Source organism: Yoonia sp., assembly GCF_042093035.1.
Classification (GTDB): domain Bacteria; phylum Pseudomonadota; class Alphaproteobacteria; order Rhodobacterales; family Rhodobacteraceae; genus Yoonia.
The window spans coordinates 1-14,525 of record NZ_JBELFI010000066.1 but is presented as its reverse complement, the minus strand read 5'-3'; the positions used below and the strand labels follow the sequence as shown (position 1 = coordinate 14,525).

General features: G+C 57.5%; 16 protein-coding genes and 1 pseudogene. All 17 read right to left on the bottom strand.

The window, feature by feature from the left end; genetic code table 11:
* A pseudogene (locus ACFDSS_RS09500) lies at nucleotides 1–308 on the bottom strand (NADH:ubiquinone oxidoreductase); the annotation flags it as partial.
* A 189-nt stretch (nucleotides 309–497) separates the two neighbouring features.
* Complete coding sequence (gene nuoE, locus ACFDSS_RS09495) at nucleotides 498–1,550, bottom strand: NADH-quinone oxidoreductase subunit NuoE (RefSeq protein WP_375255514.1); 1,053 nt, start codon at nucleotides 1,548–1,550, stop codon at nucleotides 498–500.
* 124 nt (nucleotides 1,551–1,674) lie between these two features.
* Nucleotides 1,675–2,016, bottom strand: coding sequence for a hypothetical protein (locus ACFDSS_RS09490; RefSeq protein WP_375255513.1), 342 nt, complete (start codon nucleotides 2,014–2,016; stop codon nucleotides 1,675–1,677).
* A gap of 3 nt (nucleotides 2,017–2,019) precedes the next feature.
* Complete coding sequence (locus ACFDSS_RS09485) at nucleotides 2,020–2,217, bottom strand: hypothetical protein (protein ID WP_375255512.1); 198 nt, start codon at nucleotides 2,215–2,217, stop codon at nucleotides 2,020–2,022.
* Nucleotides 2,214–3,452: an NADH-quinone oxidoreductase subunit D gene (locus ACFDSS_RS09480; RefSeq protein ID WP_375255511.1), complete on the bottom strand. Its 1,239-nt coding sequence runs from the start codon at nucleotides 3,450–3,452 to the stop codon at nucleotides 2,214–2,216. The genes ACFDSS_RS09485 and ACFDSS_RS09480 overlap by 4 nt, the downstream gene beginning before the upstream one ends.
* A gap of 3 nt (nucleotides 3,453–3,455) precedes the next feature.
* Nucleotides 3,456–4,349: a sulfotransferase gene (locus tag ACFDSS_RS09475; protein ID WP_375255510.1), complete on the bottom strand. Its 894-nt coding sequence runs from the start codon at nucleotides 4,347–4,349 to the stop codon at nucleotides 3,456–3,458.
* On the bottom strand, nucleotides 4,349–4,960 hold the full coding sequence (locus ACFDSS_RS09470; protein ID WP_375255509.1) for an NADH-quinone oxidoreductase subunit C: 612 nt from the start codon (nucleotides 4,958–4,960) through the stop codon (nucleotides 4,349–4,351). Before ACFDSS_RS09470 ends, ACFDSS_RS09475 begins: the two co-directional genes overlap by 1 nt.
* A 21-nt stretch (nucleotides 4,961–4,981) precedes the next feature.
* A complete protein-coding gene (locus ACFDSS_RS09465; RefSeq protein WP_008235406.1) occupies nucleotides 4,982–5,512 on the bottom strand; it encodes an NADH-quinone oxidoreductase subunit B family protein in 531 nt (176 codons plus the stop codon).
* Nucleotides 5,503–5,868 (bottom strand): NADH-quinone oxidoreductase subunit A, encoded by a 366-nt coding sequence (locus tag ACFDSS_RS09460; protein ID WP_375255508.1) that lies wholly within the window; start codon nucleotides 5,866–5,868, stop codon nucleotides 5,503–5,505. The genes ACFDSS_RS09465 and ACFDSS_RS09460 overlap by 10 nt, the downstream gene beginning before the upstream one ends.
* A gap of 125 nt (nucleotides 5,869–5,993) precedes the next feature.
* Nucleotides 5,994–6,935, bottom strand: a complete 942-nt coding sequence (locus tag ACFDSS_RS09455) for a hypothetical protein (protein WP_375255507.1) — start codon at nucleotides 6,933–6,935, stop codon at nucleotides 5,994–5,996.
* A 79-nt stretch (nucleotides 6,936–7,014) separates the two neighbouring features.
* A complete protein-coding gene (locus ACFDSS_RS09450; protein WP_375255506.1) occupies nucleotides 7,015–7,788 on the bottom strand; it encodes a crotonase/enoyl-CoA hydratase family protein in 774 nt (257 codons plus the stop codon).
* Complete coding sequence (locus ACFDSS_RS09445; RefSeq protein ID WP_375255505.1) at nucleotides 7,785–8,645, bottom strand: hydroxymethylglutaryl-CoA lyase; 861 nt, start codon at nucleotides 8,643–8,645, stop codon at nucleotides 7,785–7,787. The genes ACFDSS_RS09450 and ACFDSS_RS09445 overlap by 4 nt, the downstream gene beginning before the upstream one ends.
* An 86-nt stretch (nucleotides 8,646–8,731) precedes the next feature.
* On the bottom strand, nucleotides 8,732–10,639 hold the full coding sequence (locus ACFDSS_RS09440; protein WP_375255515.1) for an acetyl/propionyl/methylcrotonyl-CoA carboxylase subunit alpha: 1,908 nt from the start codon (nucleotides 10,637–10,639) through the stop codon (nucleotides 8,732–8,734).
* Nucleotides 10,640–10,645: 6 nt separating this feature from the next.
* Nucleotides 10,646–12,208, bottom strand: coding sequence for a carboxyl transferase domain-containing protein (locus ACFDSS_RS09435; protein ID WP_375255504.1), 1,563 nt, complete (start codon nucleotides 12,206–12,208; stop codon nucleotides 10,646–10,648).
* A complete protein-coding gene (locus ACFDSS_RS09430) occupies nucleotides 12,205–12,495 on the bottom strand; it encodes a hypothetical protein (RefSeq protein ID WP_375255503.1) in 291 nt (96 codons plus the stop codon). Before ACFDSS_RS09430 ends, ACFDSS_RS09435 begins: the two co-directional genes overlap by 4 nt.
* Before the next feature lie 4 nt (nucleotides 12,496–12,499).
* Nucleotides 12,500–13,663, bottom strand: coding sequence for an acyl-CoA dehydrogenase family protein (locus ACFDSS_RS09425; RefSeq protein ID WP_375255502.1), 1,164 nt, complete (start codon nucleotides 13,661–13,663; stop codon nucleotides 12,500–12,502).
* A gap of 95 nt (nucleotides 13,664–13,758) precedes the next feature.
* Nucleotides 13,759–14,525 (bottom strand): DegT/DnrJ/EryC1/StrS family aminotransferase (locus ACFDSS_RS09420; RefSeq protein ID WP_375255501.1); only part of this gene is annotated, 767 nt, incomplete at its 5' end.

Here is a 14,525-nt window from a genome sequence, read left to right as displayed (position 1 = left end):
GTACTATCGCTGGACGCCGCTGGCTTTTCGGGCGCCGGTGCGGGCGCAGGTGCAGGGGCGGACTTGGTGACAGGTGCCGGGGCAGCGGCGGGCTTTGGCGCTGCGGCCGCAACGTCTTGTGGACCAGACTGCGGTTCACGCCAGCCCAAAGCCAGCACAATTGCGGCGACAAGGCCCAGAACGGCGCCGATGGCAATGGATGCAATCAGCGAGAAATCATAAAGAACAAAGGCCACGCCTGCGCCGATGATTGCGAATAATGCAGCGACAGCAATGATGCCCTGGCTAATGGGTGCAGTATCTTTCATAGTCGTCTTTCTCCCTTGGGTGACCGTCGGGCGGTCTTGCAGATGCGGCGCGATGGTTCGGTCAAATTGACCCGCCCTTGCGCTTCACACAACCCTTACCCGAAATCGGGGCCGAGCGTAAAGAATTACCGCCGCAGGCCATCACCGCCCGAACGCGAAATAAAAGCAACCGCACAAAAGGTCGGCGTTTTACTTTGTCTTCGCCAGTTCAGCGGCCTGCGCCATCCAATCATCGCGGGCGATCCGGCCCTTGAATTTCAGACGACTATCGACCCAGGCGATTTCATCCGCGCCCCAACCAGCAATCTGGTCAAAGTGCCAGAACCCAAGCTCATTGAGCACAACCTCCAACTTCGGGCCCACACCGCTGATCTTTTTGAGATCATCCGCACCACCTGCACGCGGCGCATTCAGTGTTTCTGGCTGCATTTCAGCGGCGGGCGTCGCGGCCTCAGCAGGTTTTGTTGGCGCAGGCTTGGCGGCTTTCTTGGACGCCTTGCTTGCGGCTTTCGCCGCTTTCGCAGGCGCGCTTGCGCCTTTGATCCACGGGGTTAGCAACGGGACTTCGGTACCATCAATGCGCTTGACCGTATCGCCAATGTCCATCGCCAACTGCACGCTGGCGTTAAATTTTGTTTTGCCGCTATCATACTCTTTGAGGGTGGTCAGACCCTTGCGCGGCTCTGCCGCAAAGCGCCCGTTTTGCGGACCGGGAGTGGGCACACGCCCCGCGGCCAGTTCATCAATGATCTCACCCAGACGCTCGGTGGTAAGGTCTTCATAGTAGTCCTTGCCGATCTGGGCCATGGGCGCATTCGCACATGAGCCAAGGCATTCGACCTCTTCCCAGGAGAATTTTCCGTCGGCGGACAGCTCATGTGGTTTCTGAGCGATCTTTTCCTGGCACACAGCGATCAGGTCTTCCGCGCCGCAAATCATGCATGACAATGTGCCGCAAACCTGAATATGTGCAACAGAACCAACGGGCTGAAGCTGGAACATGAAGTAAAAAGATGCGACCTCAAACGCGCGGATAAACGCCAGATCAAGCATGTTGGCCACATATTCGATTGCAGGGCGCGAAAGCCAGCCTTCCTGCTCTTGGGCGCGCCACAGGATCGGGATGATCGCAGAGGCCTGACGGCCCTCCGGGAATTTCTTCATCTGTGCTTCGGCCCATTTCTGGTTTTCTGGCGTGAAAGCAAAGGAGTCTGGTTGGTCGTGGTAAAGCCTGCGTAGCATTAGGTCATTCCATTTAGTATTAACGCGCCATTCATCATGGCAAAGACTGCGCCGGGGACGATCCCCGCCGGAGACATCCCGCTGAGCAAAAAAAGCAACGCGCCGGGTATGCCAAGTGTTGTCGTCATGCACATTCACCCGTGGTCAAAAGGAATGATGTGCCGTCATCGGCAATCCGCCCGCGCCCTTCCGCCCTGAGCTCGGTCATCACGCGCGCCAGATCCTCACGCGACAGGGTCGCGGCTTCAAGGATCAGCGCTGAATTCGCGCTATTGACCTGACAACCATTCGCGGCAGTTGTCGCAATAAAGCGTTCTTTCGCAGACTGGGGGACCGCGATGGCTTGCGGCGCTTCGGGCGCCGGCTGAAATCCGTCAAACCCGTCAAATCCGCCTCGGAAATCCGGGATCGCCACCGTGCAACCGGCGACAACCAACAATAAAACGCCTGAAAAAACACGGGTCATCATCTAGCTATCCACCGGGATTGCAGCAAAATCAAAGACGTTGTTGAGCCCGTAAATCAAAACAACGACGGACACAGCGATCCCCGCAACACCACCAATGATGATGCCCGTCGTCGTTTTACGAAACAGGCGGCCAATCATTGCAGAGACGAAAAAACCGCCTGCAATCAAGATGCCCATGATGATGTTTGCAGGCGTCATCTGTCGATCTCTCCAAAGACAACGTCCATCGTCCCGATGATCGCACTGACATCGGCCAGTTGGTGGCCCTTGCAGATGTAGTCCATCGCCTGCAAGTGCAGATAGCCCGGCGCGCGCAGTTTGGCGCGGTAAGGCTGGTTGGTGCCGTCAGCCACAAGATAGACACCAAATTCGCCCTTGGGCGCTTCGACGGCGGCGTAAACCTCACCTTCGGGCACATGGAAGCCTTCGGTATAGAGTTTGAAGTGATGGATCAGCGCCTCCATCGAGGTCTTCATCTCACCGCGTGTCGGCGGGGTCATCTTGCCACGTGCCATGATATCACCCTTCTCGACGCGGAGCTTTTCGCAGGCCTGCCGGATGATATGGGTCGACTGGCGCATTTCTTCCATCCGGCAAAGATAGCGATCATAGCAGTCGCCATTCTTGCCAACGGGGATCTGGAATTCAAACTCGTCGTAGCATTCATACGGCTGCGCGCGCCGCAAATCCCAAGCGAGGCCGGAGCCACGCACCATGACACCGGAGAAGCCCCAATCCTGGATATCTTGCTCGGACACGACGCCGATATCGGCGTTGCGCTGTTTGAAAATGCGGTTCTCAGTCAGCAATCCATCGATGTCGTCAAGGACTTTCGGGAATTCAACGGCCCAGGTATCAATGTCTTCGATCAGTTCGTCAGGCAGGTCCTGATGAACACCGCCGGGACGGAAATAGGCCGCATGTAAGCGCGCGCCACAGGCCCGTTCATAAAAGATCATCAGCTTTTCACGCTCTTCAAAACCCCAAAGTGGTGGGGTCAGCGCGCCGACATCCATCGCTTGGGTCGTGACATTGAGCAGGTGACTAAGCACGCGGCCGATCTCGGAATAAAGCACACGGATCAGAGAGGCCCGGCGGGGCACTCGCGTCTTTGTCAGCTTCTCAATGGCGAGGCACCAGGCATGTTCTTGATTCATTGGCGCGACATAATCAAGGCGATCCAAATACGGCAGGTTTTGCAGGTACGTGCGACTTTCCATCAGCTTTTCAGTGCCACGGTGCAACAGGCCGATATGCGGATCGCAACGCTCGACGATCTCACCGTCAAGCTCCAGCACCAGACGCAACACGCCGTGCGCGGCAGGGTGTTGCGGGCCGAAGTTGATGTTGAAGTTTCTGATCTGCTGCTCGTCAGTGGCCGCATCAGATGATCCATCATCATATGTGTTCACTCGGATATCACCGTCCATCATGGCTTAAGCCCTCGCTCTATTTTGTTGCCACCGCTGTGGCAGGGGCCCGACATTGCGCGCCACCCATTCGTAATGTTCATTCAACATGCCCAAAGCACGCACGCGCAACTTGTCGCGCATGACAACCGGCGGTCCTTCATGGACAGGTTCCGTTACGTCGGCTTTGGTCTGCTTGATGCCGAGAAAGGCGCAAAGACATGCCAGCCCGTCGGGCGTTAGAAGGTCTTCGGTAAACTGGATCAGCAACCGGCCCTCAGGGATAATGCGGCGCAGTTTGCGGATGATCGCCGGATATTCACCGCGCGTGAGGATATGCGTTTCCATGCCGCGGTTGAGCATCCGGTGAAGAATATTGTTGGCCTTTTTTTCATAGACCTCATGGGCCTGCCGCTGACGATGGGCTTGCATGCGAATATGCGACCAAAGGCGGTCCAGTGGATCACGGATCAGGAACAAAAACTTTGCGGTTGGGGATGCATCACGCATCCGGATCAATGCCTCATCGCTGATGGTAGCGTAATTTGGTGTCATGTCAGCGACAAGCGCGCTTGCTTCGCGCCCGTCAAACATCCAAGCGAAATAGGCCGCGTCAGCGGTCCGATCGCCACTCAAGGTGGCCATCAATGCCTTCATTTCGTTGATACGGCGATCAAGGTTTTCCACCTGCCAATCCCGCCCTGCCTTGACCGCTTCAGACTTGCCCTTGCGCAGCTCGCGCAAACGCATACGAAAGGCCGCCAACTGATTTTCGAGGTCTGCGGCGTCAAACGTATCCCAGTAATGGGCTTCTTTCACGGCAGGCATGGCACAATCAGGATGATCGTGCAGATAGCGATAAAGCCAAGACGTCCCCGCCTTGGTCGCGCCGACACAGTAAAGTAGCGCGGGTCCGGCCATCAACCAGCCTTCTCTTCTTTCTTCTCGTCATCGGGGAGGATGTATTCGGCCCCTTCCCAAGGCGACATGAAGTCAAACTGGCGGTATTCCTGCACCAAGCTCACCGGTTCATAGACAACCCGCTTTTGCACCTCGTCGTAACGCACCTCGGTGTAGCCGGTTGTCGGGAAATCTTTGCGCAGTGGATGACCGCGGAATCCATAATCCGTCAGGATCCGGCGCAGATCAGGGTGGCCTGAGAACAGGATCCCGAACATGTCAAAGACTTCACGCTCAAACCAATTCGCCGAAGGGTGGACGGAGATGATCGAAGGCACCATATCCTCTTCGCGGATCTGAACGCGCAACCGGATGCGCTGGTTCTGATACATGCTCAGGAAGTGATAGACGACGTCAAAGCGTTTTGAACGCGCGGGATAATCGACGGCAGTGATATCCACCAGCGAAGAAAATTTGCTGGTCGCGTCGGTTTTGAGAAACTCAACAAAGCTTACCAACGAGGTCGGCGCGACGGTGATCGTCAATTCATCATGGGCAACCTCCCATGAAAGCACGCAGTCCGTGCGCTTCAGCTCCAGATGGGTGCCGAGTTCTTCTAGGGCTTCAGTCATTTCTTAATCCTTTCACCGCGCTTAGCGCACGATCGTCCCGGTCCGGCGCATCTTGCGCTGCAATTGGAGGATGCCGTAAAGCAACGCTTCCGCCGTTGGCGGGCAGCCGGGCACATAGACATCCACTGGCACGATCCGGTCGCAGCCGCGCACGACAGAATAGCTATAGTGGTAGTACCCACCGCCATTGGCGCAAGACCCCATTGAGATCACATACCGCGGCTCTGGCATCTGGTCGTAAACCTTACGCAAGGCAGGGGCCATCTTGTTGGTCAATGTGCCCGCAACAATCATCAAATCCGACTGGCGCGGAGAGGCGCGCGGCGCTGTCCCAAATCGCTCAAGGTCATAACGCGGCATCGAGGTGTGCATCATCTCGACCGCACAACAGGCCAGACCAAAGGTCATCCAGTGCAGCGATCCGGTCCGCGCCCAGTTCACAATGTCCGCGGTTGAGGTCACAAGGAAACCCTTGTCCTGCAATTCAGAATTTATCAGCTGGGCGCCATGCTCTTTGTCGGCACCCACGGATGTCCCGGTCATCACTCCCATTCAAGCGCCCCTTTTTTCCATTCATAGGCAAAGCCAATTGTCAGCACGCCCAAAAAGACCATCATCGACCAAAAGCCCACCATGCTGACGTCTTGGAAGGCAACGGCCCATGGGAACAGGAACGCGACCTCAAGATCAAAGATGATGAAAAGGATCGCGACCAGATAAAACCGCACATCAAACTTCATGCGAGCATCATCAAATGCGTTAAATCCGCACTCATAGGCTGATACTTTTTCGGGGTCGGGATTGCGGACCGCAACGACGGCGGCTGCAATAATCAGGATCAGGCCCAGCGCAATTGCAAGCCCCAGAAAGATCATGATCGGCAGGTATTCGAGAAGCATTTCCTGCAAGGGGTGTTCCTTTCGGCTCGGCACACCCAAAAGGGCACACCGCATGTTGGCTGCCTGTTGCATACCTTTGACACCGCGAGGGGTCAACCAAGCGCGGTGTCGCAGACGATCAATTTTGGAAGGTTTTACTCGGCTCGGTCGGACACGGGCGGCCGTGGCGAAAGTACAGCGCCAGCGACAGTCAGCAGTGACACGTGATGGGCCGCGTTATTTGCACGTTCATCATGACCCATGACCATATCTGCGGTCTCTGTCAGATTGTCGGCCTGCTGATCTGTAAGCCAGAACAACAGATGCATCCCTACCGTAAAATCGCCCGGCAAATCAGAGACCTTCACCATGCATCCATTAGAGTGCACAAAAAATTTCTGGGAGTTTACCGCAATCGCGCCGTTGTCCATGACCATCATGACATCATGGCGCTCCGGGGTGGACTGCAAGATCTTCGCGTCAAGACGGACGATATTCTCTTCGATGTCACGGCAATCGTCGGCGGTCTCAGGCATGGCCACGGCCACATTAAAGAACCCGTTTTCATCAACCGGACCGGTCAAAACCTTGCCGCGACGCAAGTCTGGACGCAGCGCAAATTGTTGAAACGCCACTTTCGGGCTGCAATTTACAACGATTTCGCTCTCCAGTGTCTTGCGCCACACCGGACCAAAATAGATCAGCGAATTCAAGATGATCTGGATAATCGCAGACAGAACGCCGGTCGCGACAACAGCAAAGCCGTAAAGCAGAACGAGAACGCCCGCCTCTTGACCGATTGGCGCCCAAAGCGACAGCGCCTTGAGCAACGGCATCGTCAGCACAAGCAGGGTCGTTGCAAAGGAAAGTGCGAGGGTCTCAAGCGCGCCATTGGGGAAGAAAGCGGCATGGGTCACCACAAGAGCGGCAATACCGATGATCGCGATGGATGCATGGCTTGCGGCAAGAACTGTCGGATCAGAGATCGTCACCCAGAAGATCACCGCCATCGGCACGATTACAGCAACACCAATCAGGCGGCGCAATCGCATCACACGGTAGGTGGCTTGTTCTAGGGTCGGCCAAGCAAAAAACATCTCGATCTCCTTGTCAGCATCTAGAAGACACGCTGAATCGGACCAAAGTGAGACAGAATTCTGACGGCTTAACTATTGATTACACGGCCCAATACGGCTTTCGCTTGGCAAAAAAGGCAGAAATGCCTTCTTTTGCCTCCTTCCCTTCCCACTGCGCGATGAGGGCCGCAATGGAACGCGCAATCACCGATTCGTCGATCACAGGGCCAAGGCTGCGGGCATAGGCCTTTGTCGCCGCCACGGCTTGGGGGGCACATTGCAGAAACGCGTCAACCTCAACCGCGACCGCGTGATCGAGCTTTGCTTGCGGGACAACCTGGGCCACAATCCCAAGGTCTTTTGCTTCTTGCGCATCAAAGATCCGGGATGACATGACAACGCGCCGCGCATGCGCCTCACCCATGCGGGCAAGCACATAGGGGCCAATCGTTGCAGGCATGAGCCCCAGCTTCGTCTCGGTCAAACCAAAGCGCGCATGATCTGCGGCAATGACGATATCGCAGACACAGGCCAGACCGACACCACCACCGAATGCATTGCCCTGAATGCGCCCGATCAAGGGCTGCGGCAGAGTGTTCAGCGCGCTGAGCATATCGGCAATCGATTTCGCGGCAGCGCGCTTCATTTCGATGTCACCGGCCATTTGCTCTTGCATCCAACCCAGATCACCGCCCGCACAAAAGCTTTTGCCCGAAGCGGAGAGGACAACGACACGAATATCGTCACGCCCGGCAATATCATTGGCGGTCCGGTGCAACGCATCAATCAAAGCTTGCGACAACGCATTGTGCTTTTCGCCCCTTTGCAGCGTCAAAATGGCGACACCGCGGTCGTCCACATCGCAATCAATCATCGCATGTCCTTTGCCATTTGCGCGGCCGTCGCGATCAGATCGCGGTCAACGCCTGTGTGGTAGCCTAGGCGTGCCATCAATTCCAACACATCCTCGGTGGCGACATTGCCGGGCGCGCCGGGGGCATAGGGACACCCCCCCAAACCGCCAACCGCGCTGTCAAAAGCGCGCAGACCCATCTCTAGCGCGACTTCAATGTTGCGCAACGCGTGGCCATTCGTGTCGTGAAAATGCCCGGCAAGCTCGTGCGGCGGCACCATGTTCAAAACCTGCGCAAGCATCGGCACAATCTGTTCAGGTGAAGCGCGGCCCAAGGTATCTCCCAAAGACACCGGCATCGGGGCCACGGCACGCAAGTTGGCGACGACCTCAGCTACCTTTGCTGGCGGTGTTGGCCCGTCAAACGGGCATTCAGCCACACAAGACACATAACCGCGCACCGCGATGCCCGCAGTTGTCGCGGCATCAACAACCGGCGCAAGTCGTCGGATCGAATCTGCCACCGAACAATTCAAATTGCTCTGCGAAAACCCCTCCGAGGCAGAAACAAAGACCGCAATAGCATAAGATTTTCCAACACCACCGGCGGCAACAAATCCGTCCCAACCGCGCATATTGGGCACCAGCACGGCATAGGTCAGCCCCACAACGTCCCCAAGGGCCGCCATGACCAAATCCGTATCCGCCATCTGGGGCACCCAACGGGGGCTGACAAAACTACCCACCTCGATATCCGACAATCCAGAGGCCGCCAGCGCATCAATCAATGCGACCTTGCGCGCAACTGAAATCACAGCCTTCTCGTTTTGCAGACCGTCACGGGGACCGACTTCATGAATGCACACATGCTCGGTCATGCGCGCGCCCTTCTTTTGTTCAAAAATACCTCGGGGTGGGCCCGTAGGGTCCGGGGCAGCGCCCCCGGCAACGTCTCAACAAACATCTAGGCTGGCTCCAGATAGACAAGCGGCATCTGCGCGGTGACTTGGGTGTCAGGGGCGACACAGACCTCGGCAACAACGCCATCGCGCGGCGCGCGCAGGACATGTTCCATCTTCATTGCTTCAAGCACCAGCAACCGGTCCCCTGCTGACACCACCTGCCCGACTTTGGCCGCAACTGACCGGACCAATCCGGGCATTGGCGCAAGAATATGATCGCCGCCGATTTGGGTTACATTCCGGTCAAGCGGATCAACAATTGAAAACGTCTGACATGCGGGGCCAAACACAGTGACGCGGCCATCATGTCGTGCAGTCCTTGCGCCCCAGCCCTCACCACTGCGGGTCAGTTGGGTGATCTGGCCGTCAATGGTCACGTCACAGATATCCGGGCCAAGCACCGTCAACGTGACATCAAAAACCTGATCGCCCTGCGCCAAGGAAATGACGCGATCCAAGGCATCCCAAAGGGTAAAACCCGTCAGCGGCCCATGTCCCAAGTCTGCCGCCACCAACCCCGCTACCGCAATATCAGCCTGCAAAGGCGGCGGGTCTGCCATCAAATTTTCCGCGTTGCGCGCAATCAACCCTGTATCAACATCGCCGGCCTCAAACGCCGGGTCCCGCGACAGCCGACGCAAGAACCCCAAATTGGTCAGTGTGCCCGCGACCTCGCAGCCATCCAACGCAGACCTGAGCCTCTGCAATGCAGCACCCCGATCCGGACCATATGTGGTGAGCTTGGCAATCATGGGATCATACCAAGCTGAAATCTCATCACCTTCTCGGACGCCGCTATCGATACGGGCGTTGGTTGGAAACCGCAGATGTGATAGCCGCCCTGTAGCAGGCAAGAAACCTGCGGGGACGTCCTCTGCGTAAAGCCGCGCTTCAAAGGCATGGCCGCGCAAGTGGATCTCATGCTGGGTGCAAGGCAGCCCTTCGCCGGACGCCACGCGCAATTGCCATGCGACCAGATCGACCCCCGTGACGGCCTCCGTGACCGGATGCTCGACTTGCAAACGGGTGTTCATTTCCATGAACCAAAACCGGTCCGGATGCAGCCCGCCCGTACCGTCGACAATGAATTCCACCGTGCCGGCGCCCGCATAGCCAATGGTCCGGGCGGCCTTCACTGCCGCCTGCCCCATCGCAGAACGCATCTCTTCGGTCATGCCGGGTGCTGGCGCCTCCTCGATGACCTTCTGGTGGCGCCGTTGGATAGAGCAATCGCGTTCAAACAGGTGCACGGCCTGCGCGCCGTCACCGAAAACCTGCACTTCTATGTGACGCGGTGCGGTGATGTATCTTTCGATCAAGACATTGTCGTTGCCAAAGGCATTTTGTGCTTCCGACTGGGCAGCAGCCAGATTTTCTGGAAAATCAGACGCTTCCTCCACCAGACGCATCCCTTTTCCGCCGCCACCTGCCACCGCTTTAATCAAAACCGGATAACCGATCTCAGCCGCCTGCGCAGCCAGATACATCGGGTCCTGATTTGCCCCATGATACCCAGGTACAACCGGTACACCGGCATCTGCCATCAACGCCTTTGCCGCGTCTTTCAATCCCATCGCGCGGATCGCCTTTTCGGAGGGTCCAATAAAGGTCAGACCCGCCCTTTCGACCTCGGCCACGAAGTCCGGATTTTCGGACAAAAACCCATAGCCCGGATGGATTGCCTGCGCGCGCCGCGCCAATGCGGCTGCGATAATCAGATCACCGCGCAGGTAGCTCTCGCTGACCGGCGCGGGCCCAAGCCGGACGGCTTCATCCGCCTGCTGCACGTGCAGCGCGCTGACATCTGCGTCGGAATAAACGGCGACCGTGCGCACGCCCATCGCGCGCGCTGTCTTGATGATCCGGCAGGCGATTTCGCCACGGTTTGCGATCAGGATTTTGTCAAACATCATGCATCACATCCTGAATACACCGAAACGGGTGTCCTCAATAGGCGCATGCATTGCGGCGGCCAGTGACAGGGCCAGGACTTCGCGGCTTTTGCGCGGGTCGATGATCCCGTCATCCCACAACCTTGCGCTGGCATAAAGCGGATGAGATTGCTCTGCGAACATATCGATCATCGGCTTTTTGAACGCCGCTTCCTGCGCTTGCGACCAGCTTTCGCCGCGCCGTTCCATCCCGTCACGTTTGACCGTCGCCAGAACACCGGCGGCCTGCTCACCTCCCATCACCGAAATCCGGGAGGTCGGCCAGGACCACATAAAGTCAGGACTGTAAGCCCTTCCTGCCATACCATAATTCCCCGCCCCGAAGGAACCGCCAACAACCATGGTGATCTTGGGCACCTGCGTTGTTGCCACGGCCGTGACCATCTTGGCCCCATGTCGCGCGATGCCGTCATTCTCGTACTTCTGCCCCACCATGAAACCAGTGATATTTTGCAGGAAGACCAGCGGGATTTTTCGTTGGCTGCACAGCTGCACAAAATGCGTGCCCTTTTGCGCACTTTCCGAAAACAGCACACCATTGTTGGCGATGATCCCGCAAGGCCAGCCATCGATATGCGCAAAGCCACAGACCAGCGTTTCGCCAAACCGCGCCTTGAATTCATCAAACCGCGACCCGTCCACGATCCGTCTGATGACCTCGCGGATGTCGTAAGGCGTGCGCAGGTCCGCAGGCACCACATCAAAAAGCGTGTCAGGGTCAACTTTCGGAGGTTCAACCTGTAACCTTCTATTATCGTTTGATTTTTCCAATGCACAAGATGACACAGCTTGCCGCGCCAGCGCCAAGGCATGTGTATCATCTTCAGCCAGATAATCAGCCACGCCGGACAGCCGGGTATGCACGTCCCCACCGCCCAGATCCTCCGCCGACACAACTTCACCAGTCGCCGCCTTGACCAGTGGTGGCCCGGCCAAAAAGATCGTGCCTTGGTCTTTCACAATGATCGAGACATCCGCCATCGCAGGCACATAGGCCCCACCAGCGGTACATGACCCCATGACCACGGCAATCTGCGGGATACCCTTGGCAGACATCTGTGCCTGATTGTAGAAGATGCGGCCAAAGTGCTCGCGGTCGGGAAAGACCTCATCCTGATTGGGAAGGTTCGCCCCGCCGCTATCGACGAGATACACACATGGCAATCGGCATTTTTCTGCGATCTCTTGCGCGCGCAGGTGCTTTTTCACGGTCATCGGATAGTAGGTACCGCCTTTGACGGTGGCATCATTGCACACCACCATCACCTGACGGCCATGCACCCAGCCAACGCCCGCAATCACGCCAGCACAGGAGACCGCGCCGTCATAAAGGCCATGCGCCGCAGTTGCGCCTATTTCCAGAAATGGACTTCCGGGATCGAGCAGACCCGACACGCGGTCACGCGGCAGCATTTTGCCGCGACTGACATGGCGCGCGCGCGCGGCCTTTCCGCCGCCCAGCGCCGCAGTCTTTGCAGCCTTTGCTACGTCGGATAGGGCCGCCTCATGCAATGCGCGATCGGTCATAGATCCGGCCCTGTCGGTTGTGGCAGGCTGGCCCCGCGCGGGCCCGCATAAAAGGTCGTTGTGACCCCATTTGGGTGGGCGCAATTGATGACCATCCGCACCGCCGGGTCTGGATGTGTCGTCGCGGCGCAATCAGTCGGTGCGGCGCCTTCTGGCGCCGTTTGCAGGTAAATGACCGCATAGCGGTTGATGATTTCGGTCTCGCCGGGCATTTGTCCGGATCGCAGACCCAAGTAGGCCGCAAAGGCAATCAGCGCCGCGAGAGGGAAGAAGAAAGCTACGCGCATCGCTCTACCTCATCGCCCCCATCATCTCGCGCCCGATCAGCATCCGCCGGATTTCCGACGTCCCTGCCCCGATTTCCATCAGCTTGGCATCGCGGAACAAGCGCGCAACCGGGGCGTCTTGCATATATCCGGCCCCGCCGAGGGCTTGGACGGCTTGATGCGCCTGTTTCATCGCCTCCTCAGAGGCATACAGACAACAGGCCGCCGCGTCTTGCCGTGTTACCGTGCCGCGATCACAAGCGCGGGCTACTTCATAAACGTAAGCCCGTGCAGCGTTCATCGCCGTATACATATCCGCGATCTTGCCCTGCATCAGTTGAAAATTCCCAATCGGCCGGCCAAATTGCGTGCGGGTGGACACGTAGGGCATCACCTCATCCAGACAGGCGGCGATGATACCAACACCGATGCCTGCAAGCACAACCCGTTCATAGTCCAGCCCCGACATCAGCACCTGAACGCCTTTGCCCTCTTCCCCTAGCACGTTCGCAAACGGCACAGCTACATCATCAAAGATCAGCTCAGCAGTGTTTGAGCCGCGCATCCCCAGCTTGTCGAAATGTTGCGACGTCGAAAATCCGGTCATTTCCTTTTCGATCAGGAATGCCGTAATCCCCTTCGCGCCAGCGGCAGCATCGGTCTTGGCGTAAACCACGAGCGTATCGGCATCGGGTCCGTTCGTGATCCAATATTTCGCGCCGTTCAGACGGTAGTGATCGTTGCGCTTTTCCGCACGCAGCGTCATCGAAACCACGTCCGATCCTGCACCCGCCTCTGACATGGCCAGCGCGCCCACATGATCGCCGGAGATCAACTGTGGCAGGTATCGTGCCTTTTGCGCGTCGGTGCCTTTGAGGTTGATCTGGTTCACGCAAAGATTGGAATGCGCACCATATGACAGAGCGACAGATGCACTCGCGCGGGCGATTTCCTCGATGGCGACGGAATGGGCCAGATAGGACATGCCCGCGCCGCCATAGGTTTCATCCACCGTGACACCAAGCAGGCCAAGCACGCCCATTTCCCGCCAAAGCTGTGTCGGAAATACATTCTTGCGATCAATATCCACGGCCATCGGTTTCAGCCGTGTTTGCGCCCAGTCGTGCACCACGTTTCGCAACGCATTCACGTCTTCCCCGAGATCAAACGTCATGGAGGCATGAAACATCCGTTGGCTCCGCTTTAATTGAACAACTGTTCATAAATAGGAGCACGTCAACGCCTCTGTCGAGTCATTTCTCGTATGCAACAGAAGGCGGCCTGCTATTGCGCGGCGGCTTGGCCTTGATATACCGCCGAAACTTCCGCTCCAATGATCCGCGCAAGCAACGCGCAGTCTTCGAGGCTAAACGTAAGCGGCAGGCGCATATCGACGACCCCGGCCAACACGCGGTCTGATGCGGGCATTGGCGCGGAGGGCGCATAGCGCCAGCTGTCATAGCGCGAGGTAAAGCCTTTGGGCTCTGCCCCGCCGAACCATTTCAGCTCTACGCCGCGCGCCGCACAACGCGCCAAGACATCGTTCACAGCATCAGCGTCCCAATCCAGCAGTAGAAATTGAAAGGATGACGCGACGAATTGCTCTTTCTCGGGGCGCGGAATCAGGCGCAGGCCGGGGGTATCGGACAAACCTTCCTCCAACACGCGGTAACGGGCATTCCATGCCGCAGATTGCTTTGCAAGGTTACGCAATTGCGGGCGCAGGATCGCGGCGCGCAGATTGTCCATCCGGCCGGAAATATTGGGCGTTTCGTATTTGATCTGGGCAAAGGTCTCGACCGGAGGTGCTGCGCGGTGTTTTTCAAAGAGCATATAGCTACCAGAAAGCATGATCGCGCGGGCCATATCCTCCGCCCCGTCACAGATCAGCAAGCCACCTTCGCCTGAGTTGATGTGCTTATAGGTCTGGGTCGAATAGCAACCAAAACGCCCCCAACGGCCGCTGGGAACGCTGTCCCAGGCGGCCCCCATCGTATGCGCGCAGTCCTCGATCACTATGACACCGGCGGCATCACACATCGCCATCAGCC